23 protein-coding genes and 1 pseudogene are annotated in these 25,420 nt (G+C 58.9%); 12 read left to right on the top strand and 12 right to left on the bottom strand.

Annotated elements, in window-relative coordinates; all coding sequences use genetic code 11:
- The first annotated feature begins 378 nt into the window (after window positions 1–378).
- The 5 genes from ACA044_RS19730 (at window position 379) to ACA044_RS19710 (ending at window position 7,284) form a co-directional block, all read left to right on the top strand.
- Window positions 379–2,247, top strand: a complete 1,869-nt coding sequence (locus ACA044_RS19730; RefSeq protein ID WP_497442896.1) for an amidohydrolase — start codon at window positions 379–381, stop codon at window positions 2,245–2,247.
- A gap of 18 nt (window positions 2,248–2,265) precedes the next feature.
- Window positions 2,266–4,008: an amidohydrolase gene (locus ACA044_RS19725; protein WP_497442895.1), complete on the top strand. Its 1,743-nt coding sequence runs from the start codon at window positions 2,266–2,268 to the stop codon at window positions 4,006–4,008.
- Window positions 4,009–4,119: 111 nt separating this feature from the next.
- Complete coding sequence (locus ACA044_RS19720; RefSeq protein ID WP_497442894.1) at window positions 4,120–4,860, top strand: TorF family putative porin; 741 nt, start codon at window positions 4,120–4,122, stop codon at window positions 4,858–4,860.
- Window positions 4,861–5,055: 195 nt separating this feature from the next.
- On the top strand, window positions 5,056–6,468 hold the full coding sequence (locus tag ACA044_RS19715; RefSeq protein ID WP_497442893.1) for a purine-cytosine permease family protein: 1,413 nt from the start codon (window positions 5,056–5,058) through the stop codon (window positions 6,466–6,468).
- Window positions 6,469–6,630: 162 nt separating this feature from the next.
- Window positions 6,631–7,284: a peroxiredoxin gene (locus tag ACA044_RS19710; protein WP_038982589.1), complete on the top strand. Its 654-nt coding sequence runs from the start codon at window positions 6,631–6,633 to the stop codon at window positions 7,282–7,284.
- Between the two features lie 237 nt (window positions 7,285–7,521).
- Here the strand turns inward: ACA044_RS19710 and ACA044_RS19705 are convergent, their stop codons facing one another.
- Both ACA044_RS19705 and ACA044_RS19700 read right to left on the bottom strand, forming a co-directional pair.
- Window positions 7,522–8,019 (bottom strand): heme-degrading domain-containing protein, encoded by a 498-nt coding sequence (locus tag ACA044_RS19705; protein ID WP_497442892.1) that lies wholly within the window; start codon window positions 8,017–8,019, stop codon window positions 7,522–7,524.
- A gap of 10 nt (window positions 8,020–8,029) precedes the next feature.
- Window positions 8,030–9,031 (bottom strand): LacI family DNA-binding transcriptional regulator, encoded by a 1,002-nt coding sequence (locus ACA044_RS19700; protein ID WP_497442891.1) that lies wholly within the window; start codon window positions 9,029–9,031, stop codon window positions 8,030–8,032.
- 200 nt (window positions 9,032–9,231) lie between these two features.
- Here ACA044_RS19700 and ACA044_RS19695 point away from each other — a divergent pair, with 200 nt between their 5' ends.
- From ACA044_RS19695 to ACA044_RS19685, 3 genes are read left to right on the top strand one after another with little or no spacing between them, the layout of a single operon-like run.
- Window positions 9,232–10,398: a Gfo/Idh/MocA family protein gene (locus ACA044_RS19695; protein ID WP_497442890.1), complete on the top strand. Its 1,167-nt coding sequence runs from the start codon at window positions 9,232–9,234 to the stop codon at window positions 10,396–10,398.
- Window positions 10,395–11,498 carry a sugar phosphate isomerase/epimerase family protein gene (locus tag ACA044_RS19690; protein WP_497442889.1) on the top strand — a complete coding sequence of 368 codons (1,104 nt, stop codon included), beginning with the start codon at window positions 10,395–10,397 and terminating at the stop codon, window positions 11,496–11,498. The genes ACA044_RS19695 and ACA044_RS19690 overlap by 4 nt, the downstream gene beginning before the upstream one ends.
- 53 nt (window positions 11,499–11,551) lie before the next feature.
- Window positions 11,552–12,784 (top strand): nucleoside permease, encoded by a 1,233-nt coding sequence (locus tag ACA044_RS19685; RefSeq protein ID WP_497442888.1) that lies wholly within the window; start codon window positions 11,552–11,554, stop codon window positions 12,782–12,784.
- A gap of 235 nt (window positions 12,785–13,019) precedes the next feature.
- Here the strand turns inward: ACA044_RS19685 and ACA044_RS19680 are convergent, their stop codons facing one another.
- A complete protein-coding gene (locus tag ACA044_RS19680) occupies window positions 13,020–13,880 on the bottom strand; it encodes a CAP domain-containing protein (RefSeq protein ID WP_497442887.1) in 861 nt (286 codons plus the stop codon).
- A 364-nt stretch (window positions 13,881–14,244) separates the two neighbouring features.
- Between ACA044_RS19680 and ACA044_RS19675 the strand changes: the two genes are divergently transcribed.
- The gene (locus ACA044_RS19675) at window positions 14,245–15,066 is read left to right on the top strand and encodes a MinD/ParA family protein (RefSeq protein WP_497447270.1); all 822 of its coding nucleotides are present in this window, start codon (window positions 14,245–14,247) and stop codon (window positions 15,064–15,066) included.
- Window positions 15,067–15,313: 247 nt separating this feature from the next.
- Here the strand turns inward: ACA044_RS19675 and ACA044_RS19670 are convergent, their stop codons facing one another.
- From ACA044_RS19670 to ACA044_RS19660, 3 genes are all read right to left on the bottom strand, one after another.
- The gene (locus ACA044_RS19670) at window positions 15,314–15,799 is read right to left on the bottom strand and encodes an adenosine-specific kinase (protein ID WP_497442886.1); all 486 of its coding nucleotides are present in this window, start codon (window positions 15,797–15,799) and stop codon (window positions 15,314–15,316) included.
- 48 nt (window positions 15,800–15,847) lie between these two features.
- The gene (locus tag ACA044_RS19665; protein WP_497442885.1) at window positions 15,848–16,351 is read right to left on the bottom strand and encodes an SLATT domain-containing protein; all 504 of its coding nucleotides are present in this window, start codon (window positions 16,349–16,351) and stop codon (window positions 15,848–15,850) included.
- 82 nt (window positions 16,352–16,433) lie between these two features.
- Complete coding sequence (locus ACA044_RS19660) at window positions 16,434–17,645, bottom strand: MFS transporter (protein ID WP_497442884.1); 1,212 nt, start codon at window positions 17,643–17,645, stop codon at window positions 16,434–16,436.
- A 242-nt stretch (window positions 17,646–17,887) separates the two neighbouring features.
- Between ACA044_RS19660 and ACA044_RS19655 the strand changes: the two genes are divergently transcribed.
- Window positions 17,888–18,292, top strand: a complete 405-nt coding sequence (locus ACA044_RS19655; protein WP_497442883.1) for a DUF1801 domain-containing protein — start codon at window positions 17,888–17,890, stop codon at window positions 18,290–18,292.
- A 239-nt stretch (window positions 18,293–18,531) separates the two neighbouring features.
- On the opposite strand, the gene ACA044_RS19650 is transcribed toward ACA044_RS19655, so the two are convergent.
- From ACA044_RS19650 to ACA044_RS19640, 3 genes are all read right to left on the bottom strand, one after another.
- Window positions 18,532–19,092, bottom strand: a complete 561-nt coding sequence (locus ACA044_RS19650) for a thioesterase family protein (protein WP_497442882.1) — start codon at window positions 19,090–19,092, stop codon at window positions 18,532–18,534.
- Window positions 19,093–19,218: 126 nt separating this feature from the next.
- On the bottom strand, window positions 19,219–19,686 hold the full coding sequence (locus tag ACA044_RS19645; RefSeq protein ID WP_497442881.1) for a GNAT family N-acetyltransferase: 468 nt from the start codon (window positions 19,684–19,686) through the stop codon (window positions 19,219–19,221).
- A 47-nt stretch (window positions 19,687–19,733) separates the two neighbouring features.
- Entirely contained in the window at window positions 19,734–20,531 is a 798-nt protein-coding gene (locus ACA044_RS19640; protein WP_497442880.1) for an alpha/beta fold hydrolase, read from the bottom strand.
- Between the two features lie 125 nt (window positions 20,532–20,656).
- On the opposite strand from ACA044_RS19640, the gene ACA044_RS19635 reads away from it, so the two are divergent.
- Window positions 20,657–21,043: a c-type cytochrome gene (locus ACA044_RS19635; RefSeq protein WP_497442879.1), complete on the top strand. Its 387-nt coding sequence runs from the start codon at window positions 20,657–20,659 to the stop codon at window positions 21,041–21,043.
- Between the two features lie 91 nt (window positions 21,044–21,134).
- Here the strand turns inward: ACA044_RS19635 and ACA044_RS19630 are convergent, their stop codons facing one another.
- The 3 genes from ACA044_RS19630 to ACA044_RS19620 all read right to left on the bottom strand — a co-directional run bounded on the left by ACA044_RS19630 (window position 21,135) and on the right by ACA044_RS19620 (window position 23,347).
- Window positions 21,135–21,440, bottom strand: coding sequence for a panthothenate synthetase (locus ACA044_RS19630; RefSeq protein ID WP_497442878.1), 306 nt, complete (start codon window positions 21,438–21,440; stop codon window positions 21,135–21,137).
- A 187-nt stretch (window positions 21,441–21,627) separates the two neighbouring features.
- The gene (locus ACA044_RS19625; RefSeq protein ID WP_497442877.1) at window positions 21,628–22,020 is read right to left on the bottom strand and encodes a VOC family protein; all 393 of its coding nucleotides are present in this window, start codon (window positions 22,018–22,020) and stop codon (window positions 21,628–21,630) included.
- Window positions 22,021–22,249: 229 nt separating this feature from the next.
- Entirely contained in the window at window positions 22,250–23,347 is a 1,098-nt protein-coding gene (locus tag ACA044_RS19620) for an alpha/beta hydrolase family protein (RefSeq protein WP_497447269.1), read from the bottom strand.
- Window positions 23,348–23,583: 236 nt separating this feature from the next.
- Between ACA044_RS19620 and ACA044_RS19615 the strand changes: the two are divergent.
- Window positions 23,584–25,252: pseudogene (locus tag ACA044_RS19615) on the top strand (MFS transporter).
- The last annotated feature ends 168 nt before the right edge of the window (window positions 25,253–25,420 follow it).

Here is a 25,420-nt window from a genome sequence, read left to right as displayed (position 1 = left end):
GGGCTGCTAAACCCGATCACTGATGGGCAGTGACAGGAATCAAGTTACCGAGTGACCCCAAAGCGCACAAGCCGGCGGATTCTGGTGCAGCCGTAGGCAACGGCGCAAGGTTTTGTAGCTTTCAGGAAGTAACTTTGAGGTCTTTTAAACAAGCCTCTTCGGTCAATGTTGACTGTGCCGCCGCGTTCGCGAGCAAGCCCGCTCCCACAGGTTCCGCCGCTACACCAGATCGGATCCCTGTCATTTAATTGCCTCACCCCTCCTCATTTGTAGAGGTCCATCCGACGCCCGCGCCCTATAGGGTATGCCCTGCATATCAGAGGCTTGCGGCCGTCTGTTCGGGCCACTTCCAAAACTATAAAAATAGAGGTGAGGCAGTTGAAATTTTCCAGGCTGTTTATCGCCGTTGCGTCGACAACGGCATTTTCCTGCATGGCGCTGGTGGGGTGTCAGACACAGGGTTCGACACCTGCTGACATGGTGATGCGCAACGGCTATGTCTACACCGTCGATGGCAAGAACTCGGTGCAACAGGCGATCGCCGTCACGGGCGGGAAGATCGTCTATGTCGGCAGCGATGAAGGCGTTGCTTCGTACATCGGCACGCAGACACAGCTGATCGATCTGGCGGGACGCATGTTGATGCCGGGCTTCATCGATGCGCACATGCATCCGGGGGACGGCGGTCGCGCCATGACGTTGTGCGACCTGAAATACCAGACGATGACCCGCAAGGTTTTCCAGGAAACCATTCAGGCGTGTCTGGATGCCGACAAGGACAAGGGCCCGGATGTCTGGCTTGAAGTGGGCAGTTGGGACCGCATGGGCATGACCGGGCTCGATGGCGATCCCGACAAATCAACGCTGGACGCGCTCAAGACCACTCGCCCGATTCAGGTCCGTTCCACCGACTTCCATACCGTGCTGACAAACTCCCGTGGCCTGGCGGTGGCTGGCATCAATAAGCACACGGCCAATCCGGGGGATGGCAAGTACGTGCGCGACAGCGCCGGCAACCCGACCGGTATTTGCGAAGACGGTGCCGCCGATGCCATGGCCGCCGTGGTGCCGCCGGCCAGCGACGCAGAAAAACTCAACCAGACCCGCGCGGCGCTCGACGCCATGCGCCAGCAAGGCATCACCAGTTTCTTCGATGCTTTGTCGGGGCCTGAAAATGGCAAAGCGTTTACCACCCTGCAACAGTCGGGCGAGCTGACCGCACGGGCCTTGCTGGCGATCAAACTGGACCCTGCCGCCGCTGCTGCAGACCCGGCGAAAACCATTGCCGAGGCCAAGGCACTGGCCAACACCTATGACCAGGGCGAAGCCAAAGTCGCGCCCGGTGTGAGCATGCGCCACGTCAAATTGTTCATGGACGGCATTATCAACGCTCCTGCGGATACCGGGGCAATGCTGACGCCGTACCTGCGCAATGCCGGCACCGATGCCGCGCCCAAGTGGACGCCTGGCAAGAATGTCGGGGAGCTGTACTTCCCGCCGCAAGTGCTCAATCCGCTGCTGTTGCAAGCGGTGCAGGCCGGCCTCGATCCGCACCTTCACGCCACCGGGGACCGGGCGGTGCGTGACTCGTTGAACGGTATCGAATACGTGCGCCAGCAATTGCCTGGCAATGGTTTTCGTCCAGCCATTACCCACGCCGAGTCGGTGGACCCCGCTGACTATGCACGCTTCAAGGCGCTCGATGTGACCGCCAACATGTCGTTCCAGTGGGCCCAGCAGGCGCCGTCCACGGTCGACGGCACCAGCGATCATCTCGGGCCTGCGCGTTTTGCCCGCATGGAGCCATCGGGCAGCATCAGCCGCGCTGGCGGCCGGGTTGCTTATGGCAGCGATTGGCCCGTCGATCCGCTCGATGAATTCCTGGCGCTGAAGATCGGGGTCACCCGCTCGGGCGATCCGCTGAACCCGCACAGCTATGGCCCCAAGTATGCGGGCAGGTTGAATGCCGACCCGGCGCTGACGCGCACCGACGTGCTGCGCACCATCACCTTGAACGCCGCCGAGCAACTGAAACTGGACGCTGTCGTCGGTTCGGTCGAAGTGGGCAAGTTCGCCGATTTGGTCGTGCTGGACAAGAATTTCATGCAGGTGCCGGAGGATGAGCTGGGCCGAAACGAGGTGCTGCTGACGATGGTCGGCGGCAAGGTCGTGTGGGCCAAGGCGCCGTTCGTTGGACTTGATCCGAAGGCATTGTCACAAGCTTCCACATCCCGAACCGCCCAATAAAAACAAGAGAGTGTTCCGATGCAACTATTCATTCCCAACCTGTTGGCCGCAGCCCTGGCCATTTCCTCGGCGCAGGCCATGGCCGCCGCTGATCTTGTGCTGTTCAACGGCAAGGTCTTTACCGCCGAACCCGGTCAAGGACTGGTTCAGGCCGTGGCGGTGCAAGACGGCAAGATTCTTAAAGTGGGCAGCGATGCCGAGATCAACGCGCTGGCCGATGCCCAGACGCAACGAATCGATCTGGCGGGCAAAGTACTGATGCCTGGAATGATTGATACCCATAGCCACCCGGTGGTTGCGGCCTTCAACAGCCAGGGGGCCAACCTGCTGGATGAAGTGAAGCCGTTGCCGGAACTTGAGCAATGGGTGATCGAGCAGGATGAAGCGGGGCGTGCACGGGCCGGTGACGTGATCAGCATTGCCGGGGTGAGTTCGGCCTATTGGGAGAAAAGCCGCGAGCTCGGTCAGCGCTTCAATCAGGGACGCTGGGCGGACCAACCGGTAGTCCTCAGCGGGATTGACGGGCATACCGGCTGGGCCAATAACGCGATGCTCAAGCGTCTGAAGATCGACGCGGCACTGGTAAAAGGTTTGTCGGAACAGGACCGCAGTTTCGTGGGGCACGCAGCGGACTTCACTCCCAATGGTTTGTTCGCCGAGTCGCGCTGGGACAAGGTACGCAGTCAGATCCCCGCGCCCGGCAACGAGGTCATGCTGAAGGCTGCCCGCGAGGCGGTGAAGGTCAATAATCAATATGGCGTTACCGCCTGGATGGACGCGGCAGCGAATGCCGGAAGTGGTGATTCGCTGTTCGATTTCCAGGCCACCGAGCAGAGTTATGGTGTTCTACCGCTTTACCGCGAACTGGCAGAGAAGGGCGAGCTCAATGCCCACGTCGCGGCTCTGCTGCTGGTCAACCCAAAAAGCCAGCCGGCGGACCTGGAGGTGCTGGCCAAGGTGATGAAGAAATTCGAGGGCGTGCCCAACCTGAGCTTCCCTGGCATCAAGGTCTTCGCTGACGGTGTTCTGGAGTTTCCAGGGCAGACGGCAGCGGTGATCGTTCCCTTCTACAACAGTCATAAAAACGGTCAGTTGCTGATCGACCCGGCACACTTTGGTGAATTGGTAGTTGCGGCGGAGAAGCGTGACTGGATTGTGCACACGCATGCGGTCGGCGACCGTGCCGTACGTGAGTCACTCAATGGCTTTGAATACGCGCGCAAGCTCAACCCGACACCGATGGCCCACAGCATCACTCACCTGCAACTGGTCAATCCAAAGGAATTCCCGCGCTTCAAGCAGCTTGGCGTGATCGCTTCCATGCAGCTGTTGTGGGCTACCGGCGAGTCTTACACGGTGGAGTTGGTCAAACCGTATATCAGCGCGTTCGCCTACGGTTATCAGTATCCCGCGAGGTCTCTGCATAACGCCGGTGCGGTCATCGCGGGTGGCAGTGACTGGCCGGTGTCCAGCCCCAACCCATGGAATGCCATTGCTCAGGCCAGCACTCGCAAAGGGCCGCTGGGTGTGTTGAATGCCAATGAAAGCATTGATCGCCAGACCATGTTCTACGCCTACACCCTCAATGCCGCCAAAGTCCTGCGACTGGAGCAACAGATTGGCTCGCTGGCGCCCGGCAAACAGGCCGATCTGATCATCCTCGACCGTGATGTGTTCAAGGTCAGCGACGACGAGCTGTTCGACACCAAGGTCCTGAAGACTTTCTTCGCTGGCAAGCAGGTTTACGCGCCCGCGTCCTGACGACTACCCGCCGGCAGCACCGAAAAAAATGCTCCTGCTCCTCGCATTGCGAGGGGCTGGGCAACGCCATGCCCGAAATTACCCGCTGATCCATAAAAATAAGAGACTTGTATGAACGTACGCTCAGCATTGACCCTTGCCAGCCTTGTATTGGCTCCCCTGACCAGCCAGGCACTGACACTTAACGACAACTTCAGCCTGGACATGACCCTGGGCGTTTTCAGTGACTACCGCACCCGTGGCATTTCGCAAACCCTGGGGGATCCGGCGGTTCAGGCCAGCGCCACGCTGGTGCACAGCAGCGGCTTGTACATTGGCGCCTGGACCTCGAATGTCGATTTCGGCGGCCCCTACAAGACCCGGCAGGAACTCGAGTATTACGCGGGCTACTACTGGCAGGCGACCGAGGCAATCAGTCTCGATCTGGGGTACATCAAGTACGACTATCCAAAGGAAGGCCAATTCAACATGAGTGAGGTCTACGCCATCCTTGACGTTTATGGCGTGAAGCTCGGCGCCAACTACTCAAACGATACGCCGAACTTCTTTGGTGAGGATCAGGACACCCTTTACACCTACCTCAGCTACAAAATCGAATTGCCGGCGGAGATTGGCCTGGACCTGCGCGTGGGTCGCAACGATGTCAAAGACCCGGCTTTCTGGTCCGCCAACGGTGAAAGCCGTGATGCCTACACCGAGTGGGAAGCCAAACTGACCCGTGATTTCGTGGGCGTGACCTGGGGACTCAGTTATATCGATACCGACCTGTCGAAAAGCGAATGCGCGAGCTGGTACGGCTACGGTGATCTATGCACTGCCACCGTGGTAGCCAGTGCCAGCAAGGCCTTCTAAGCGTTAAAAGCCCTGTCAGTCAGTTAACAGTCAAGCGATCAATTGTGGCGAGGGAGCTTGCTTGTGGCGAGGGGGCTTGCCCCCGTTCGGTTGCGCAGCAGCCGTCGCTTTTGGGGCCGCTTCGCAGCCCAGCGCGAGCAAGCTCGCTCGCCACAAAACATCCGTACCCATCTGCCCTCAAAAGAGAACACCGTAATGACCAAGGTCAGCGATAGTCAGCAGCGAAGTCCCCTGATCGAGACACGTTCGATCGACTACATTCCCGAGGCCGAGCGTCATGGCAGCCTCTACAGCCAGTTCACCCTGTGGCTCGGCGCCAACCTGCAGATCACGGCGATTGTGACCGGCGCTCTGGCCGTGGTGTTGGGTGGCGATGTGTTCTGGTCACTCATTGGTTTGCTGATCGGCCAGTTGCTCGGCGGTGCGGTGGTTGCCCTGCATGCGGCACAAGGACCGAAGCTTGGGTTGCCGCAGATGATCTCCAGTCGCGTGCAGTTTGGCGTCTATGGGGCGGCGATCCCGATTGTGCTGGTGTGCCTGATGTACCTCGGCTTCAGCGCCACCGGCGCGGTACTGTCGGGGCAGGCCATTGCCCAGTTGATCGATGTCAGCGACAGCGCCGGCATCCTGATTTTCGCTTCCTGCATCGCGTTTCTGACGATCTTCGGTTATCGGGTCATCCACTTGGTCGGACGGGTGGCCAGCGTGCTGGGCATCATTGCCTTCGTCTACCTGTTTACCCGATTGATGACGCTCAACGACATCGGCCTGTTGCTGGAAAATCGGCATTTCGGCTGGAGCACTTTCCTGCTGGCGGTGTCCCTTTCCGCGTCCTGGCAGATCGCGTTTGGCCCTTATGTGGCCGACTACTCACGCTACCTGCCAAGCAAGACTTCGTCCTGGAAGACCTTCACCGCCGTTGGCTTGGGAACGGTGCTGGGCGCCCAGGCGTCCATGGTGCTGGGGGTGTTCGCTGCTGCGTTGGCAGGCACGAGCTTTCGCGGGCATGAAGTCGCCACCATCGTCGGGTTGGGCAGTACCGGGGTGATCGCTTCCTTGCTGTATTTGAGCGTGGTGTTCGGCAAGGTCACGGTGTCGACCCTCAACGCTTATGGCAGCTTCATGTGCGTGGCCACCATTATCAGTGGCTTTCGTCGTGGCTTCGAGATATCCGCCGGCAAACGCATGCTGTTTGTGCTGGCGATTGTCGGGGCGTCCACGGCGCTTGCATTGCTGGGGCAGCACTCGTTTCTGACGACGTTCAAATACTTCATCCTGTTTCTGTTGACCTTCTTCACGCCGTGGAGCGCGATCAACCTGGTGGATTATTACTTCATCAACAAAGAGCGTTATGACATTCCCGCGTTGTCCGATCCGGCGGGGCGTTATGGCCGATGGAATGTGTTGGGGATCAGCGTGTACGTCTTCGGTGTGCTGGTTCAGCTGCCTTTTGTCGACACGCACTTCTATTCCGGACCGATGGTCGCGCAGCTTGGCGGCGTCGATATTTCCTGGATCGTCGGGCTGGTGGTACCGGGCATTCTCTACTACTGGGTGGCCAGGACATCCGCGCTTGCTGTGTCGGTCGAAGGTAACTCGAAGGCTTGAAGGCCCCGTCGTTCAAGGGCTGCAGAGTGGACGCGGCGATAACTTCCTTGTGTTCACGCGTCTCCTATACTGATCCGCGTTGACAGGTTCAACGCAGATCCTGAATGCCGCTGGAGCAGCAGCCAGCGGCTTCCCTACGACTCAACAGTAAGGAGAACGAACATGGCAATCCGTATTGGCGACGAAGCACCGGATTTTACCGTCGAAAGCACCGAAGGCCCGCTGCATTTCCACGAGTGGATCGGCGACAAGTGGGCGATCCTGTTTTCGCACCCCAAGGACTTTACTCCGGTATGCACCACTGAACTTGGCTACATGGCAGGGCTCAAGCCGGAGTTCGATAAACGCAACACCAAGATCGTCGGGCTCAGCGTCGACCCCGTCAGCAACCATCAGACCTGGGCCAAAGACATCGAAGAGACCCAAGGGCATGCGGTCAACTATCCCATGATCGGGGACGAGAACCTGGTGGTGGCGAAGCTCTACGACATGATTCATCCGAATGCCAGTGGCGGCGCGCGGACTGCCGTGGACAACGCCACGGTGCGTTCAGTGTTCATTATCGGGCCGGACAAGAAGGTCAAGGCGATGCTGATCTACCCGATGAGTGCCGGGCGCAACTTCGATGAAGTGCTGCGTCTGCTCGACTCTCTGCAGTTGAACGCCAAGCACACCGTTGCCACTCCGGTGAACTGGCGTCCGGGCGAGGACGTGATCATTCCCACTTCGGTCTCCGATGAGGATGCCAGGAAGAAATATCCAGATGGCTTCAAGACGGTGAAACCTTATTTGCGCACGGTGGCGCAACCGAAGTAAGCCATTCTTGGGAGAGCACAATATGGCCGGCCAGGTGAGCCTTGCCTAATGAGCCTCTTTCAGCCGTAACGCACTTTTTGTAGCAGCTGCTGAAGGCTGCGTTCGGCTGCGAAGCAGTCGTGAATCCGCCTGATGCGGTCTGTCTGATGTACCGCAATCTCTGATTTCACGACTGCTGCGCAGCCGAACGCAGGCTTCGCCAGCTGCTACAGATCGCATTGCGACTTAATGGGTTGGCTACTCACCTTCGAGCGCGAGTTCGCTCGGGTCGGCCCCACACATCTGTGCCAACACTTGAACCACCAAAGCATGATCCTCACGTTGGGGCAGGCCTGAAACGGTGACGGCCCCGATGCACCCAACGCCCTTGACCGACACCGGGAAGCTGCCGCCATGATCGGCGTAATCACGCAGGGGCAACCCCATCAAACTTTCGAGTGAATTGCCCTGAAGCGCAAAGGACAGGCCTACGCGGTATGAGCTGAGCTCCATCAGCTCTACGACATTTCGCTTGCGTCGTGCCCAGTCGGCATTGCTGGCGGAGGTTCCCGGCATCGAGTAGAAAAACACGGTGTCCCGTGCCAGCCTGACCTCAATGGTGGCGGACACGCCTTGCTCCTCGCAGGCAGTTTTTAAACGGGTGCCCAAGTCCCAGGCCGTCGCTTTGTCGAAGCGCTCAAACCTCAGGGTTTCTTCCTGGAGCGCGATGCGTTGCAGGTCGGTTTTGATGTCCATGATTTCTCCCTCATCCCTTTCGGGCGGTCGTACTGTTACGCAGGGTTAATGTGAACGGCAGCACCACCTGGCGGTCCGGGATGGGCTTTTTTTCAATGAGGGCGATCAGCATTTCAACGGCTTTTTGGCCAAAGATTTCTGCCGGTTGCGCAATGGTCGTCAACGCTGGATCACAGTAGGCCGCGAACGGAATGTCATCGAAACCGACCAACGAAATATCGTCGGGTACCCGCAAACCCTGTTGTTTGATGCGCTTCAATGCACCGATCGCCATTTCATCGTTTTCGCAAAAGAACGCGGTCGGGCGGTCGGGCAGTTCCAGCAGCATTCCCGCGCCATCAAAACCGGCCTGCAACGTGAAGTCCCCGTGGCAGATCAATTGCGGATCCGACTCGATACCGGCCTGATGCAATGCATCTTGATAACCGGCCACGCGGTCGCGTGTGAGCGGGCTGCTTTTCGGGCCTTTGATCAGGCCGATCCGGCGATGACCCAGATCGATCAGATGCTCCGTCATGGCCTTGGCCGCAGCCCGGTTGTCGAGGCTGATCGTCGGATGCCGCCCGCCTTGAATCACCTCGCAGGCGTTGACCAAGGGCGGTGACTCGCCGTGGGGGAAGGGCGATTCAAACGGGTCGTAGGCGCGCAACTGAATCACGCCGTCGGCCTGGTGGGCGTACACCAGCGCGGCAAATTCCCGTTCGATTTCCTCGCGGCCCTGGGTGTCGCACAACAGCAGTCGATAACCGGCCGCCTGAGCCGCCTGTTGGGCACCGCTGATCACCCGTGCGAAAAACGTGTTGGCGATGGCCGGGACCAGAATCACCAGGTTGCCGGTTCTGCGCGAACGAAACTGCACGGCCATGAGGTTCGGCCGATAGCCGGCCTGTTCCACGGCGGCGTTGACCTTGTCTCGGGTTTCGGGGAGTACGCGCTCTGGTGACTTCAGCGTTCTGGACACGGTGGCCACCGAGACGCCGGCCAGCCGGGCTACTTCACGGATATTGGACAAGACGACCTCGTTATCGAACCGGCAGATGTAAACATGGCCGGCGAGCTTACCGCAGTCCGGCCGTGCGCTGAAATGACCTTCATTTTTAATCCCGGGTTTGACACCTGAAGTAACTGAGCCTAAATTTCCGGCATGATGTAACCGGTTACATCATAGTCAAACCTGAGCGTTAATCCGCCCCGAAAAAGAGAAAATTTGCGATGAATGTTGCAACGGCAAAAATAAGAATGGGGTTTGTCGGGGGCGGCGAGGGCGCCTTCATCGGCAAAGCCCACCGCCAGGCCGCCGGCCTCGATGGTCGTTTTGAACTGGTGTGCGGTGCATTCAGCCGAGACGCCCGCAACAATCAGGACACCGGCGCCGCGCTGGGATTGTCCGCCTCACGCTGCTACAGCAACTGGCAGCAGATGCTGGATAGCGAGCGCGCACTGCCTGCCGACCAACGCATGGAGCTATTGGTCATTGTCACTCCCAATCACCTGCACGCGCCGATCGCCAGCCAGGCACTGAGCGCGGGTTTTCATGTGTTCAGCGAAAAGCCCGCGGCACTGAATCTGTCCGAGCTGTTGGCGCTCAAGGCAGTGGTGAAAAGCAGCGACCGCCTCTATGGACTGGCCCACACGTATCTGGGTTATCCGATGGTCTGGCAGGCGCGCAAGATGGTGCGTACCGGCGTGATCGGCGCTGTGCGCAAGGTCATCGTCGAGTACCCGCAGGGCTGGCTGAGCCGGGATGTGGCCGGGCAGGGCAACAAGCAGGCGAGTTGGCGCGATCAGCCCGAGCAGTCCGGGCTGGGTGGCTGCATTGGCGACATCGGCACCCATGCCTTTTCACTGGCTGAATTCGTCGCGGACCAACCCATCGAACAGGTGTGCGCAACCTTGGGTGCGCACGTTGCCGGGCGGCAACTGGACGATGACGCGGCGATGCTGTTCAAGATGGCCGCCGGGGCCAGCGGGGTGTTGATCGCCAGCCAGGTCTGCGCCGGCGAAGAGAACCCGTTGAAGATCCGCGTCTATGGCGACAAGGGCGGGCTGGAGTGGCGTCAGGAAGAGCCTGCAAGCCTGATCCATCGTTCCCTCGATCAACCGTTGAGCATCCTTCGTTCCGGTGTCGGCCAGCCCTGGTTATGCGAGGCCGCCAGCCAGCGCATGCGTTTGCCCGCCGGGCATCCCGAAGGTTATCTCGAGGCCATGGCCAATCTCTATGGTGATTTCGCCACCGCGATCCGCAGCAACATCGAAGGCAACGATGCCCCCGGCGTGCCAGGCATCGACGTCGGGTTGCGTGGCATGGCGTTCATCGAGGCGGTGGTCGCCAATCATCGCGGCGACGCGAAGTGGACCGAACTGGTCTGCAACCCATGAATCCGGAGAACCCTCCCGTGAACCACACCTCCCCAACACCGGCAGGCCTGCGCGGCCCGGGCATTTTCCTCGCGCAGTTCATGTCCGCCGAAGCACCCTTCGACACCCTCGCCAACATTGCCCGCTGGGCCGCAGCGCAGGGTTACAAAGCCATTCAATTGCCGACCCTGGGCACGCAGTACATCGATCTGGCGCGCGCGGCCGACAGTCAGGATTACTGTGACGAATTGAAAGCCGTCTGCGCCCAGGCGGGTGTCGAAATCAGCGAGCTGTCGACGCATCTGCAGGGCCAACTGGTGGCGGTGCATCCGGCGTTCGATACGTTGTTCGATGACTTCGCTCCCGCGCATTTGCGCGGCCAGCCCCAGGCACGAACCGAGTGGGCCATCGATCAGTTGAAGCTCGCCGCGCGCGCCAGCCAGCGCTTGGGATTGAAGGCGCACGCGACGTTTTCCGGTGCGCTGCTCTGGCCCTATGTCTACCCGTGGCCGCAACGCCCGAGTGGTCTGGTCGAGCAGGGTTTTGCCGAGCTCGCCAAGCGCTGGTTGCCGATCCTCGATTGTTTCGAGCAGGCCGGCGTCGACCTCTGCTACGAGATCCATCCCGGCGAAGACCTGCACGACGGCGCCTCGTTCGAGCGTTTCCTTGAGGCCGTTGATCACCATCCGCGCGCCGCGATTCTCTACGACCCGAGCCATCTGCTGCTTCAGCAAATGGACTATCTGGGCTTCATCGATCGCTACCACGAGCGCATCCGCATGTTCCACGTCAAGGACGCCGAGTTCCGGCCCGATGCCCGTTCGGGTGTCTACGGCGGCTATCAAGGCTGGGTCGAGCGGCCTGGCCGCTTCCGTTCTTTGGGCGATGGGCAGATCGATTTCAAATCGATTTTCAGCAAATTGACGCAGTACGACTTTGCCGGCTGGGCGGTTCTGGAATGGGAGTGTTGCCTGAAGGATTCGGAGCAGGGCGCCGCAGAAGGAGCGGCCTTCATCCAGCAGCACATGATCAGCAAAACCCGAAAGGCGTTTGACGATTTCGCCCGCGTGGCGTCTGACGAGCGTTTCAATCGACGGCTATTGGGGTTGCCCGACGCCTGAAAAACCTGTTTGCCCTTTTCTCCCCCAAAAAAAACAATAAAGCGGTGACTGATATGACCACGATGAGTGCGCGATTAAGCGTAATGATGTTCCTGCAGTTCTTTATCTGGGGCGGATGGTTCGTAACCCTCGGCACCTTCCTCTCCAGTAACCTGGGGGCCAGCGGCGGGCAGATCGGCATGGCGTTCTCGACGCAGTCCTGGGGCGCGATCATCGCGCCCTTTGTGATCGGTTTGATTGCCGACCGCTACTTCAATGCCGAGCGCATCCTCGCGGTATTGCATCTGATCGGCGCGGTGCTGCTGTTGCAACTCTATCGAGCGCCTGACTTCAGTGCGTTTTACCCGTTCGTGCTGGCCTACATGATGATCTACATGCCGACGCTGGCATTGGTGAATTCGGTGGCGTTCCGGCAGATGCGCGACCCGGCCCTGGAGTTCTCGCGGATCAGAGTGTGGGGCACCATCGGCTGGATTGTGGCGGGCGTGGTGATCAGCTTTGTGTTTGCCTGGGATTCGCAACAAGCGATCTCATCCGGTGGCTTGCGCAACACGTTTCTGATGTCGGCCATCGCCTCCCTCGTACTCGGGGTCTACAGCTTCAGCCTGCCGCGTACCGCGCCGCTCAAACCTGAGCCGGGCAGTGTCGGCTTAAAGCAAATGCTGGGGCTGGATGCCTTGGGTTTGTTGAAGGATCGCAGCTACCTGGTGTTCTTCATCGCCTCCATTTTGATCTGCATTCCGTTGGCGTTTTATTACCAGAATGCCAACCCGTTTCTGGCGGAAATCGGCGTGACCAATCCAACCGCCAAGATGGCGATCGGACAAGTCTCGGAAGTGCTGTTCATGTTGCTTCTGCCGCTGTTCATCCAGCGTTTCGGCATCAAGATCGCGCTGTTGGTGGGGATGCTGGCGTGGGCGTTGCGCTACCTGTTGTTCGCCTACGGCAACAACGGCGACCTCGCCTTCATGTTGTTCACCGGCATCGCCTTGCATGGCATCTGCTACGACTTCTTCTTTGTTTCGGGGCAGATCTACACCGATGCCAAAGCGTCGGAGCGTTTCAGAAGCTCCGCGCAAGGGTTGATCACGCTCGCGACATACGGCTTGGGCATGTTGATTGGCTTTTGGGTGGCTGGGCAGGTAACCGATCACTACGCTTTGGCGGACAGCCATGACTGGAAAAACATCTGGCTGTTCCCGGCAGGGTTTGCGTTGGCGATATTTTTCTGTTTTTCGCTGGCCTTCAAAGGGCGGCAAAGCGTGGCAGCGCCGTCGAGCATTTGAATCATGATCCGAGTCTGAAGAACACCGTCGGAACCTGTGGGAGTGGGCTTGCTCGCGAAAGCGGTGGGTCAGGCGACATCAATGTCGACTGTACCGCCGCCTTCGCGGGCGCTTTTCATAGGAGCCAGGCTTGCCGGCGAAGGCGATCTGCAGGACGCCTTCGCCGGCAAGCCTGGCTCCTACGAGTTTTGCGTTTAACCGAATGGCATTTCAGGGGCTATGGAACGCACCTCACTCAAGGCGCGCCAAACAGCATCGTCCAATAAACACCCTCATCGCTGCGCGAATCGGCGGCATAGGCCGCACCCACTTGGGTAAACATCGGGTTCATCAGGTTGGCGCAATGCCCGGGGCTGGCCAGCCAGCCGGCCATCGCTTTGTTCGGTGAGCTTTGCCCGGCGGCGATGTTCTCGCCAATCTGCCGGCCCCGATAACCAGCGGCTCTGGCCCGATCCAGCGGCGTATCGCCGTCGGGATCGCGATGGGCGAAGTAATTGCCGTAGGCCATTGCCTTGCTGTGCCCTTGCGCAGCGGCCCCCAAGGCGGCATTCCAGGCCAATGGCCGTGCGGCGGCGAAGCGTTGGCGCCCACACAGGCGCGGCCTGGCCCGTGCCGCGTTGACCTGCGCCAGCAACGCCTTGCCCACGGCGCGCGAATCGCCGATACGCCCATCGAGCACCGGTTGCGCCAGCACCACCTGCCATTCGCTGCGGGCGCGAGTGACGCCGATGTCGGCGAACTGGGTATCGAGCAGCGCCCCGCAGTAGTTGCTCTCGAGCATGTCAAACGCCTCGTCGGCATCTTGCGCGCCCACCAGGCGGATGGTCCGCACGGTCACCGCTTGATAGCCCTTGGCTTTCAACGCATCCCGAAGACCGCCACCATAGCCGACCGGTAAAGCCAGGTTCGATTTCAGCGACAGCGGCCGTAATGGCTTGACCGTACGCCCCGCGCAGCGATCGGGGTCGGCGCGGTAATCGTTGATGACTTCCACCAGTTGCCGTTCTCCACTGGCGTGGGCGGGGCTGGCGAGCAGCGGGAGCAAAGGCATCAGGCACAGCGAGATAAAGCGGCAGCAGCGGACGGTTGGGCGCATGAGACACACAGCTCTGATGAGATGACGACGATAGGGGGAATAGGAACGCGCAATGACCGTAGGAGCGCTTTTTTGGGTGAGCTTCTTTTACGGCACGGCTAAGACTGCGGGTCTGAAGACTGGTTCACGAGGGGCGCAGACAAATTTAGCGGCGGGCGCCGTGGGGACTGATCCGGGTTGAATCAGGCTGATAACGAGTCACCTGAGCCCGCGGCGTTTTCGTTGAAACGGTTCGATGGAGTACGGCGAAATGCCTCTCGTCGGGAGACAAAGCTGCTATTCCGCGCTTTTCAGCTATTCTTCCGGCATCTGGATGGTAGCCATTACGTCGTGGCACACGATGCGCAGGGAAGGGAAAGAAAAAATGGATGATGTGCATTGCGTGCAAGTTATCGCTGTGACTGGCGGTAAGGGTGGCGTGGGCAAGACGACGGTGGCCGTTAACCTTGCGTTAGCGTTGGCGAAAATGAGAAGGCGCGTCGTTTTATTGGATGCCGATCTTGGCCTGGCCAATATCGACATTCTGTTGGGGCTGACCCCGCGGTACACACTGGCCGACGTCATCGAAGGGCGCTGCGAGCTGTCCGAAGTACTGGTGCCAGGGCCTGGAGGGATTAGTGTGGTCCCTGCCTCTTCAGGCTTGCAGAGCATGATTCATCTAGAGCCTGCGCAATACCGTGCGCTGATCCAGTCCTTTAGCGATATTGAGGACAAACTGGATGTGCTGATCATCGATACGGCGGCCGGTATCGGTGGCTCGGTGATCAATTTCCTGCGCGCGGCTCAGGAAGTGATGGTGGTCGTGTGCGATGAACCCACCTCGATCAGCGGCGCCTACGGCCTGATCAAGCTACTCAATCTGAACTACGGTATGCACCGTTTTCGCGTGCTGGCCAACATGACGAACAGCCCGGCGGAAGGTCGCAATCTGTTTGCCAAGCTGGAAAAAATTACCGATATGTTCCTTGATGTCTCGCTGCAGTACGTCGGCGCGGTGCCGAACGACGAATGTGCGCACAAGGCCGCGCAGAAGGGACGTGCAGTGGTTGAAGCCTTTCCCCGCTCCAAATGTGCTCAAGCCTTCCTGGCCCTTGCTCACAACGTCGACACCTGGCCTTTGCCGACTCACCCCAGAGGGCATGTGGAGTTCTTCGTTGAGCAGCTCGTGCACAATTCCGGCAGGTGAGCCTCAAAGCCCGCACAAGGTGTAATTCAGCCGCGGGCGCATTCTTTGTAGCAGCTGCCGAAGGCTGCGTTCGACTGCGAAGCAGTCGTAAAACCAGAGCATGCGGTATGTCGGGCAGACCGCGTCAGCCGGATTCACGACTGCTTCGCAGCCGAACGCAGCCTTCGGCAGCTGCTACGGATCGCATTACGGTTTAACTGACTGGCATTACGCACAGGGCGGGCTTTTTCGTTTGCGCAGGGGCAATTCACAGCTTGTAGCCGATCTGCCGCAACAAGTTCTTGCGCCACAGGATGTCTTCGTCGCCTTCAATGCCATTGGCACAGAAGCCATCCACGACGCCCAGGATCGCTCGGCCCTGTTGCGTCTGCGCGAGAATCACTTCGGTTGGATTGGCTGTGGCACAAAAAATACGGCACACCTCTGGAACCATCTTGACGGTGTTCAACACGTTCAGCGGATAGAAGCCGTCGCCAAGGAATATGATGAAGCTATGGCCTGCGGCAATGGTTTGCGCATTTTTTCGGGCAAGTTCGATCATGGCGGTATCGGTGCCAGACCAGCGCACCAGGCATTTGCCGGAGGCTTCACAAAAGGCCACGCCAAACTGGATACCGGGCACGGCGTTGACCAACGCTTCGTGGATGTCCTCGACGGACTTGATGAAGTGCGTCTGACCCAAAATGAAGTTCGTCGTTTCCGGCTTATCGATTTTCAACGTGATGAGTTGCATTTCAAACGCCTCCTTTCACGATGTTGCGGACCAGCGTCTGGCCTCTATTCAAGCGGGGACGGTGTCTTGCTCGGCGGGCGGTGTCTCTGTGTAGACGCGAACATCCCCCAGTCTCCTTATCGTCGATTTAGGCAAGGTCGGCGCATCAAGAAGAATCGAATCAATGCGCTTGCGGATGTCAAAAACGATGGGGCCCAGGAGAGCCTCATCCTTGCCGCTGGCGATTTCGTCCTGAATCTCACGAGAGATCGCACCGAGTTTCTCGGCGGTGTCTTTGTGCCCGGCAGCCCTGGTGTCAAAGTTCAGGAAGGTCTGAACCGAACTCAACACCAAGGTCAGGAGTGACAGGATGCCGGCTACATATTGGAGCCATATGGGCGATGCGTCACTGATCGAGCCAAAGACACTGGCGCTGACTACCGCCGACAGCACCACGCAAGGGATGCCCAGTTTCCAACTGAATTTCTCGAAATCCCGGGCACTGATTTCGTGTTCAATCTGCAACCGAACAATCATGCGATTCCATTTGGTCAGTAGCTCAAGCCGGCTCATGGTTGCAGTCCTTGGCAGGGGGATTCAGGAGGATATTAGCTCCTATTTAACCACCTGCCAGGGCGCATCCCTATGAGAAATTTTACGCCGTAGCGCCCACCATCGTCCGTCGCCACACGATACGAGCCAACGTAATCGACCAGTTGCACAAGGCGATAACCAGAATGATATAGAGCAGGGCGGGCATTGCGTAACTGACGATCACTTTGCCGGCGAACAAGGGGAACCCGAACACGCCGACAAAATAAGAAAGACTGAACAACACCAATGATTGCGCTGTTTGCCCGGCAGGTGCTTCGTTGGCGGCAAGCCCGTTAATGACTGAGTAAGTCAAACCATAGCCCACCCCGAGAACGACCGCGGCCAGCAAATAAGCGCCCGAAGAGTTTACTGTGAAGATAAACATCAGGACCGATACCACCATTAACGCGGTCAGCACGCAGGACATCACGTACGGGTCGCGCTTGACGATAAATCCCGCGATCAGCAGGCGACATGAGATCGCCGCGCACATGAAGCCCAGGAAGAACAGCGAGTAATCGAGGTGGTTGAGCGCCGCATAAGACGTTTGGAAACTTGACAGCCCGCCGAAGATTGCGCCACCCAGTCCAACCATGACAATGGCGAAGACGGCCTTGGAGCGCAGCACCGAACGTGCTGCCCGGGCCGTGATTTTGCAAACGGTGACCGGGCCAAGATTGGCTTGTTGCTGTTTGATTTTCGGTCCGATCAGGAAAAACACCAGGCCCCCCAACAGGCTGGTGATCGCGGCCACCAGAAACGCCGACTCCACCGAATAACCCAGCGCCTCGGCTGCTCGCCCTACCAATGGGCCAGTACCGATCCCGCTCATCATGCTGCCCGACAGCAAGGCAAAGTACTTCACCCGCCGGGCGGGTTCGATGATCATCGCCACGATGATCGGGCCCAAGGTGTAGAAAACACCCCAGCCAAAACCCAGAAGAAGGCCGCAGGCCAACAAGGCCACGCCGTAAGTGGGGACTGTTGCGAAGCCCAGGCAGGCCGCGGCCAGCAACAGCGCGCCGGCGGCGATTGCCTTGGGTGCGCCGATCAGGTCGGTCAGGTGCCCGGAAAATATCACCGCCAGGAACGTGCTGAGCATGGCGATCGAGATGATTGTACCGGCGTCGGATTCACTGCCTCCGCTTTCCCTGAGCTTCATGGCCAATAAAAACGTGGTGCCATAAGACAGAGATAACAAGTAACTGCCCAGGCAAAAAAGTCCGAACAGACCCTTGGCAGGAGCGTGACTGGTGGACGCAGTTGACGGCATGGCTATTATTCCTTGTGGCTTCGAAATAAGCTTTTTTAGTCTTTCGTTAGATCCAATCCATCTATAGCAGTCGCATCAAGCAACAAAAATCCAATATTTCAGATCCTGACGCCATCGCCCCCTAAACAAATGCCCCGTCATTTGGAGCACTCCCTGAAAAGGGGAAAATGCTCGACGGGCTATCGGCAATACTCAAGTGGCGGGTGAGGCGACAATCATCATGAAGAGGGTGGATAACCATCATGAGCAAGGAGAAGGTCGAGTCAAAGGAAGCCGAGGAGGGAGGTTCTGCCTCTCAACGGATAGAGGCGAGAATCAAGGAGCTGGGGGATTGGCGAGGCGAGACGCTCGCTCGGGTCCGAACACTCATCAAGCAGGCCGACCCCGACGTGGTCGAGGAATGGAAGTGGAGGGGCGTTCCGGTGTGGTCCCACGCGGGCATCCTCTGCACTGGCGAGACGTACAAGAATACCGTGAAAATGACCTTCGCCAAGGGCGCCTCGCTGGAGGATCCTTCAGGTCTCTTCAACGCCAGCCTTGAAGGCAACACCCGACGTGCCATTGATATCCATGAGGGCGACAGGATTGATGAAACAGGGTTGAAGGCGCTCATTCGCGCCGCCGTGACGCTCAACACGTCGGTGTGAGTAGCGCCCGGTTCATCCAGGTGATCGATGGGCTTGAGCAGTCAGGTGCGGACCCTGTGGGAGCGGGCTTGTGTGGCGAGGGGGCTTGCCCCCGTTCGGCTGCGAAGCAGTCGTAAACCCATTACATGCGGTTTGACTTTGAAATGCCGGGGTCGCTTCGCGACCCAACGGGGGCAAGCCCCCTCACCACAGCCCGCTCCCACAGGAATCGAGCTGAATTGACTCGCTTTGATCTCTCTTCAGAAGGGCGGTTGAGCGACCAGACCTTCCTCCTCTCGGAGCTGACGGCTCATGTCGTCGCAGCTTTGCGACCAGGCCGTCAGCCATGCCGACATCTCGGGGGACTGTTCGGCCAATCCCAACTCCCGGACGAACTCTGCAGGTGCAACTGTGCCTTTGGCAGCGCGGAACAGCCCCCGCATGATGACGACGCCGATCACCCGTCCTTTGCTCACGAAGCGGTGTTCCATAAAGCTCCACTTATCGTCCCAACCGAGCATTCGAGTGTGAATCTCGAACACTTCGAACAGCTTCAGTTCACGACGAAACTTGCCCCAGGTATCCCCAACGATCGGTACCGCCTTGTGACGCAGGGCTACTCGGTAGGCACCGCTGCGCAGCACGAAATCCATGCGTCCTACGTCGGCCAGGGTGAAATAGCGGCCATTGGTGACGTGCCGATTGAGGTCGAGGTCCAGCGGCCAGACGCGCATGCGGATGACGGTAGTGGCCAGGGCGTCAACGGGCTTGCGCCACGGGCGACGAAACAGCATGAGGATAAGTCGAAACCAGAGATTCATAATTGCGCCGAGGGTTGAGTAGAACGGTGCACTTTAGGGCGGGGAATGCGCGGGAGGTAGGTGCGCAAATGACTTTTTTCATGCGAAAAGCGCAATTGGATCATTCATGCATGTCACCCGTACCTGTCAAGGCGCGGCGCTCGGACGAACATAGTAATTGTCGAACTCGCCGCTTTCGACGAATTGGAAACCATGACGGATGTAAAACCGATTCGAAGCGCTCTCTTTGAGTGCGCCGACCCTGATAGGGAGCGCGGCAGCGTCTGCTTCTTTGAAAATCTGTTTGAGGACAGCGGCGCCCACACCTGATCCCTGAGCTTTCGGTCTCACATACAAGTGGTCAAGCAGCAGTTCTTTTTGGTGATGCCTGACCACAATAAAACCGATCCGCTCACCGGCCAGCTCAATGTGACGCGTGTTGCGGGAATCAAAACCGTTGAGAAAGCGCTCACGCGCGCGTACTGGATCAAATCGCCCGATACGTTCCAGACTTTCACGCATGGCCTCAATTCGAATAGCCACAAGATTGTCCACATCGCTTTGTTGAGCCGCGACCAAAATGACTGGAGGACGTTGATCAGGCATGACGGACATCGCTCTAATTATCATCATGGGGAGCCAGTATAGAGCGAGAGCTCACATCAACTGCGCTCAATGAATCGCACAATGACTTGATTGACGATCTCGGGATGCGTAATCGGCCCCATATGTCCGAGCCCCTCGAGCTCTACCACTTCAACGTTCGGCAATACGCCGGTCAGCAGGCTCGCCACCGCCAGTGACGATGCAGGCGAGTCTTTGCCAACCATATACAGCACCGGCAGGTTGAGCGAACGGAACGCCTGCAATGGCGTTGGCTCGTTCAGCAACGCGTGAGCCCAGCCCCGCACATTGACCACCGCGGCCGCGATGGAGGGCTTGCGTTGTTCCGGGATTTGTTCCCAGGCCCCGGCACCCATCCAGTAATCAATGAATCGCTGGGCCGCCGCGTTCCGGTTGCCCGCCTCAAGCGCGAGCCCGGCGTCTGCGACGACGTCACGGATGGCGTCTGCTTCATTGGGTGGGGGCGTTTGGGCGTCGAGCAGGGCAAACAGCGTGGGCTCATACAGAACCATGGCGCGAACCCGGCCGGGGTTCTGCAACGCCGCGATCAAAGCCACCGCCGCACCGTAAGAGTGGCCGACCAGTATGAGCGGTTGGCCGGCGCGGGTAAGCACCGGCTCGGCGAAGAGCGCTTCGTCACCGAGGGTGACGATTCGATCGGTGGGCCATGCCGGGCTCTTGCCGGCGCCAAACGAATCGAGCGCGAGTACGCGAAACTTCGCGGCCAGGCGATCTTGCAGCCCACGCCACTGCGCCGAGTGACTCGCATTGGCGTGAAAGCAGACAACCCCCGGGCCCATGCCTGCGTCCTGGAAAAAGGGTTCGACGGGTTTCATCCTGGCCCTCCTGCAGCAGCGTTAAAGGAACGTTATAGGTTAGGCTCAGGCTTCGGTGTAGCAGCCAGTCGTGATGAAATAGCCACCCGTTTTTGCTGTCAGCAACACCTGATTTGGAGCACCACATGAAAAACGCCGCCGTACTTACTTTCGCCTTGATGCTCAATACCGGGTTATTCAGCATGCCAACAGAAGCGGCGGGGGATGCTGAAGCCGGTCAGAAACTATTTAACCGTATCTGCGGCGGTTGTCATCAAGTCGGGAGTTCGGCTCGGGGTTCCTTTGGTCCGCAACTTAATGCCATTTTTGGGCGCCATGCGGGAAGTACGACGGACTACCAATACTCATCCGCGATGAAGTCATCGGGCGTCGTCTGGACCCGCGAAACGCTCATCGCCTACATCGAAGACCCCAAAGAAGTGGTCCCCGGAACCCGGATGATTTTCTGGGGCATCAGCGATCCGGAGAAGGTCGAAAATCTGTTGGCTTACCTTCAGACATTTCAGCCGTAATGCACTCTTCGTAGCAGCTGGCGAAGCCTGCGTTCGGCTGCTACGAAGAGTGCGTCGCGGCTGAAATGGCTGACTGACTGGTATTAGCGCCTCACGCCCATGCTCTTCCGAGCTCCTCCAGACCGGCGTTTTGCAGGTCTTGCGGGCTCATGACCACACGGAATTTGCAGTTGGCCTGGAAGTTGAGAAAGAAGGGTTCCGCATAGCCGGGAATTTCGGAAGGATCCACGATATCGATCAGAAAAATCCCGCTTCGCATTCCGTCATGCTCAGTGAAATAAGCCGCCTCCGGCTTAATGGTTTCCAGGATTCGGTTCATGATTTCGCCGACCTTCCCGGACCTGACAAGCGCATTGAAAGGTTCATGGGGGAATTCGACCATCAGTAGCATTTTCATTATTCGACACTCAGTTAGAAGTGGCGTGCTCCTTACCCGGATCCTTACTCCTGGCGATGATGCTGCAAGCCCTGCATTCAGCCGTGCCTGCGGTGTGTGAGGTTAAGAATAGCGAAGGCGCAGAGACCGCCGGGACAGGCTTACGGACGGTCATGCCTGTCGCGACGATGCGCTCACCGATCCCCCATTACGGCTGTATCGGCGTGCAGAGTTCCACCAGCGTTCCGTCAGGGCATCGAACGTAGGAGACGATTTGTCCCCAGGGTTTGGTGCCTGGCGCAGAAATTTCGGTAGCGCCCGCTTTCAACGCTCTGGCATGCGCCGCCGGAACGTCCTCCGTCACCAGGCCGACTTCGATTCCGAGTGGTTTGGGGGAAGAGTGCGCCGAGACATGGCCGGTGCTGAAGTTCATCGCAGCCAGTTCATCGGCGGCGAATGCCAGCGCGGTTTCTCCCGTTTCGAGTTCGCCATAGGTGTTGGATTCATGGAGGAAGCGAACGTCAAGCCCGAAGGCTGACGAAAAGAACTGGAGTGAGGCAACAACGTCCGGGACGTAGATGATCATGTAGCCAAATTTCATGAGCGGGCATTCCTTGTCGTGTCAATTGAGCGGTGAATCCAGCAGGTTGAAGGCGAGCACCTCATTAAACCCGGCTGATGAGGCCAATGCCAATCACTTAAGGCGCAATCCCTGTGGGAGCGGGCTTGCTCGCGAAGACGGCGGCCCAGTCAATATTGATGCCGACTGACACACCGCGTTCGCGAGCAAGCTCGCTCCCACAGGTTTCGCACCGCGACTACTCGCAAACTTATGGAGCCACTGTCTCAAGCGTTTCAGTGAAGAACCTCGCAATGTCGGAATTGATGCTTCGGTGGAGCGCGACGCGATCAACGCCTTGATGATCGACGCATAGCGCCGGCATGGTACGGCTCAATTGAGGTAAGCACGGCGCGAGGAAAGTGAAATGGCCGGCGTTCGGGATCACCTGCACTTTGGCTTCGGATGGCATCTGGCGCGCAAGTGCCACGGCATTATCTTCGGGCGATAACTCTTCATCCTTTTCCCCGACATACACCTGCGTTGGCGTCGTGATGAACTTCAATTGCTCGGCAGGGAATACCACGCTGAGGGGCGCGAGCAGAACGAGGGCGCGAATGCGCGGATCAGCAGACGGGGTAAGTTCGGCGCGATCGATCCTGATGCGCCCTTGCGCTTCGCAGACGTGGCGGTCATCAGGACGCTTGGCGCAATAACCTGCGAGATTGGCAAGGACAGGCTTGGCCCCTGCGAGGATAAGCCCTGTGGTGCCCCCTGCCGAAAATCCGACGAACCCGATTCGGTCGCGATCGATGTGCCCAGCGAGCACGGAGTCCTTGAGAGCGGCCGTCAAGGCCGCCGATATCTGCATGGGGCGGCCATAAATCGTGCTGGTAGCGCCGATCCGGCTTGCGTCTTGAAAGTTATCGCCCGGATGGGTCACGCTGACGACGATGTACCCTTGTTGCGCGAGGGAGGAGGCGAGGTCATGGTGGCCCCACATGCCCCCCATATTCCCATGGGATATCAAGATCAAAGGGTAGCGGTTGCCTCCGATCGAGGCTGATCGCGACGCCGCAATCTCATAGGGGCCAATGCGGGTCACTCCCGTTCGTTCGGGGCTGGGAAAGAACGCCACCGCTTCCATCGGGCGTTGTTCAACGGGATCGATCACTTCGAGCTTCTTCGCTCCAACACCCTCGATGCTTTCGGCATTTGCATGAGTCGCACAGAGAAAGAGCAGTACGGACAATAATTTCAAAAACATATCGCTAAAATCCTGAAACGCTACCGAGTGGCCAGCCCCCAAAAGTACACGATGGTCTGCCGTTGTTTTCACTCGACTACTTCCCTTTGTGCTGTCCAGCATCGTCACGGTGTTGTCCCTTTGACTTGTATTGATGATCTAACCTTCCCGGAATCACCGGAAGGCGAGTGGATATCTGCGCGAAGCCGATTATGCTTCAAGAAACCTTGCAGCGATGCGAGGCCGTCTACTTGCTTCCATGCTTCGCGTAATCCGATGACATCAGCCTCAGGGCCTGGATGCGGGAAAAAGACAGTGAGGTACTCCGGCCTGTAACAAGAGCAAGACGGAGAAGACTCATGGCCGCAATCGACAATACGTCCACGGGCAGCGCGCCCCACCACGGGATCACCAAGGAGGAGCGCAAGGTTACTTTTGCCTCGTCCCTGGGCACCGTATTCGAGTGGTACGACTTCTACCTTTACGGCTCCCTGGCCGCGATTATTGCGAAGCACTTCTTCGCTGGCGTCAACGAGACAACGTCCTTCATCTTCGCACTGCTCGCGTTCGCCGCGGGCTTCGCCGTACGGCGCCTTCGTGTTCGGCCGGCTGGGCGACATGATCGGGCGCAAGCACACCTTCCTCATCACCATTGTCATCATGGGTATCTCCACGGCCATAGTGGGCTTTCTGCCCGGCTACACGACCATCGGCGTGGCGGCGCCGATCATCCTGATCACCCTGCGCCTGCTGCAAGGCCTGGCCCTGGGCGGTGAGTACGGCGGCGCGGCGACCTACGTGGCCGAACATGCGCCGAAAGGCAAGCGCGGCTACTTCACCTCGTGGATCCAGACCACCGCGACCCTCGGCCTGTTCCTTTCGCTGCTGGTGATCCTCGCCTGCCGCACCATTCTCGGCACCGAAGCCTTCGAGGCCTGGGGCTGGCGGATTCCCTTCCTGCTGTCGATCCTGCTGCTGATCGTCTCGGTGTACATCCGCCTGCAACTCAGCGAGTCGCCGGTGTTCTTGAAGATGAAAGCCGAAGGCAAATCCTCCAAGGCGCCGCTGACCGAGTCCTTCGCCCGCTGGGAAAACCTCAAAATCGTGATCATGGCCTTGCTCGGCGGCACTGCCGGCCAGGCCGTCGTCTGGTACACCGGGCAGTTCTATGCGCTGTTCTTCCTGCTGCAAACGCTCAAGATCGACGCGCAGACCGCCAACCTGTTGATTGCCGGCTAGTTGCTGATCGGCACGCCGTTCTTCGTCATATTAGGCAGCCTGTCCGACCGCATCGACCGCAAAGGGATCATCATGGCCGGCTGCATCCTCGCGGCGCTGACCTACTTCCCGATCTTCCATGCGTTGACCCAATACGGTAACCCCGACGTGTTCATCGCGCAGGAGAAGAGCCCGGTCACTGTGGTCGCCGACCCCGGCCAGTGCTCGTTCCAGTTCGACCCGGTGGGCAAGGCCAAATTCACCAGTTCCTGCGACCTCGCCAAGACCGTGCTGGCGAAGAAGGCCATACCCTATGAGAACGTGAAGGCCGAACCGGGTGCCATCGCGCAAGTGCGCATCGGCGAGAAAGTGATCCAGCGCTTCGAAGGCACCGGCATGCCGGCCGCCGACTTCAAGACCCGCAACGACGCCTTCGCCGCCACCCTCGGCACCGCCCTCAAGGACGCCGGCTACCCCGAGAAGGCCGACCCGGCCAAGACCAACTACCCGATGGTGCTGCTGCTCCTCACCATCCTGGTGATCTACGTGACCATGGTCTACGGACCGATCGCCGCCTGGCTGGTGGAACTCTTCCCGGCACGCATCCGCTACACCTCGATGTCGCTGCCGTACCACATCGGCAACGGATGGTTCGGCGGCTTTCTACCCACGGTGGCATTCGCCATGGTCGCGGCCACGGGTGATATCTACTACGGGCTGTGGTACCCCATCGTCATCGCCGTGATGACGGCCATTCTTGGCACCTTCTTCCTGCCGGAAACCAAGGATCGGGAAATTCATCACACCTAAGGTTGGCAGTTGCCCTCTCTCGCGAGGGGAGAGGGCAATTCTCCTGGGCTATTACCGAGTGCCAAACAAAACGGGCGTCTACAAAAGACGCCCGTTTTCATTTACTCCGCCGCCTGCGCCCGCAAGCGTCGACCGACGCGCGAATGGTCCATCATGGCCCTGCATCAA

Source organism: Pseudomonas sp. LBUM1673, from assembly GCF_059695645.1.
Note: the sequence above shows the minus strand (reverse complement) of the source record. Positions and strands in the feature narration are given on the sequence as shown.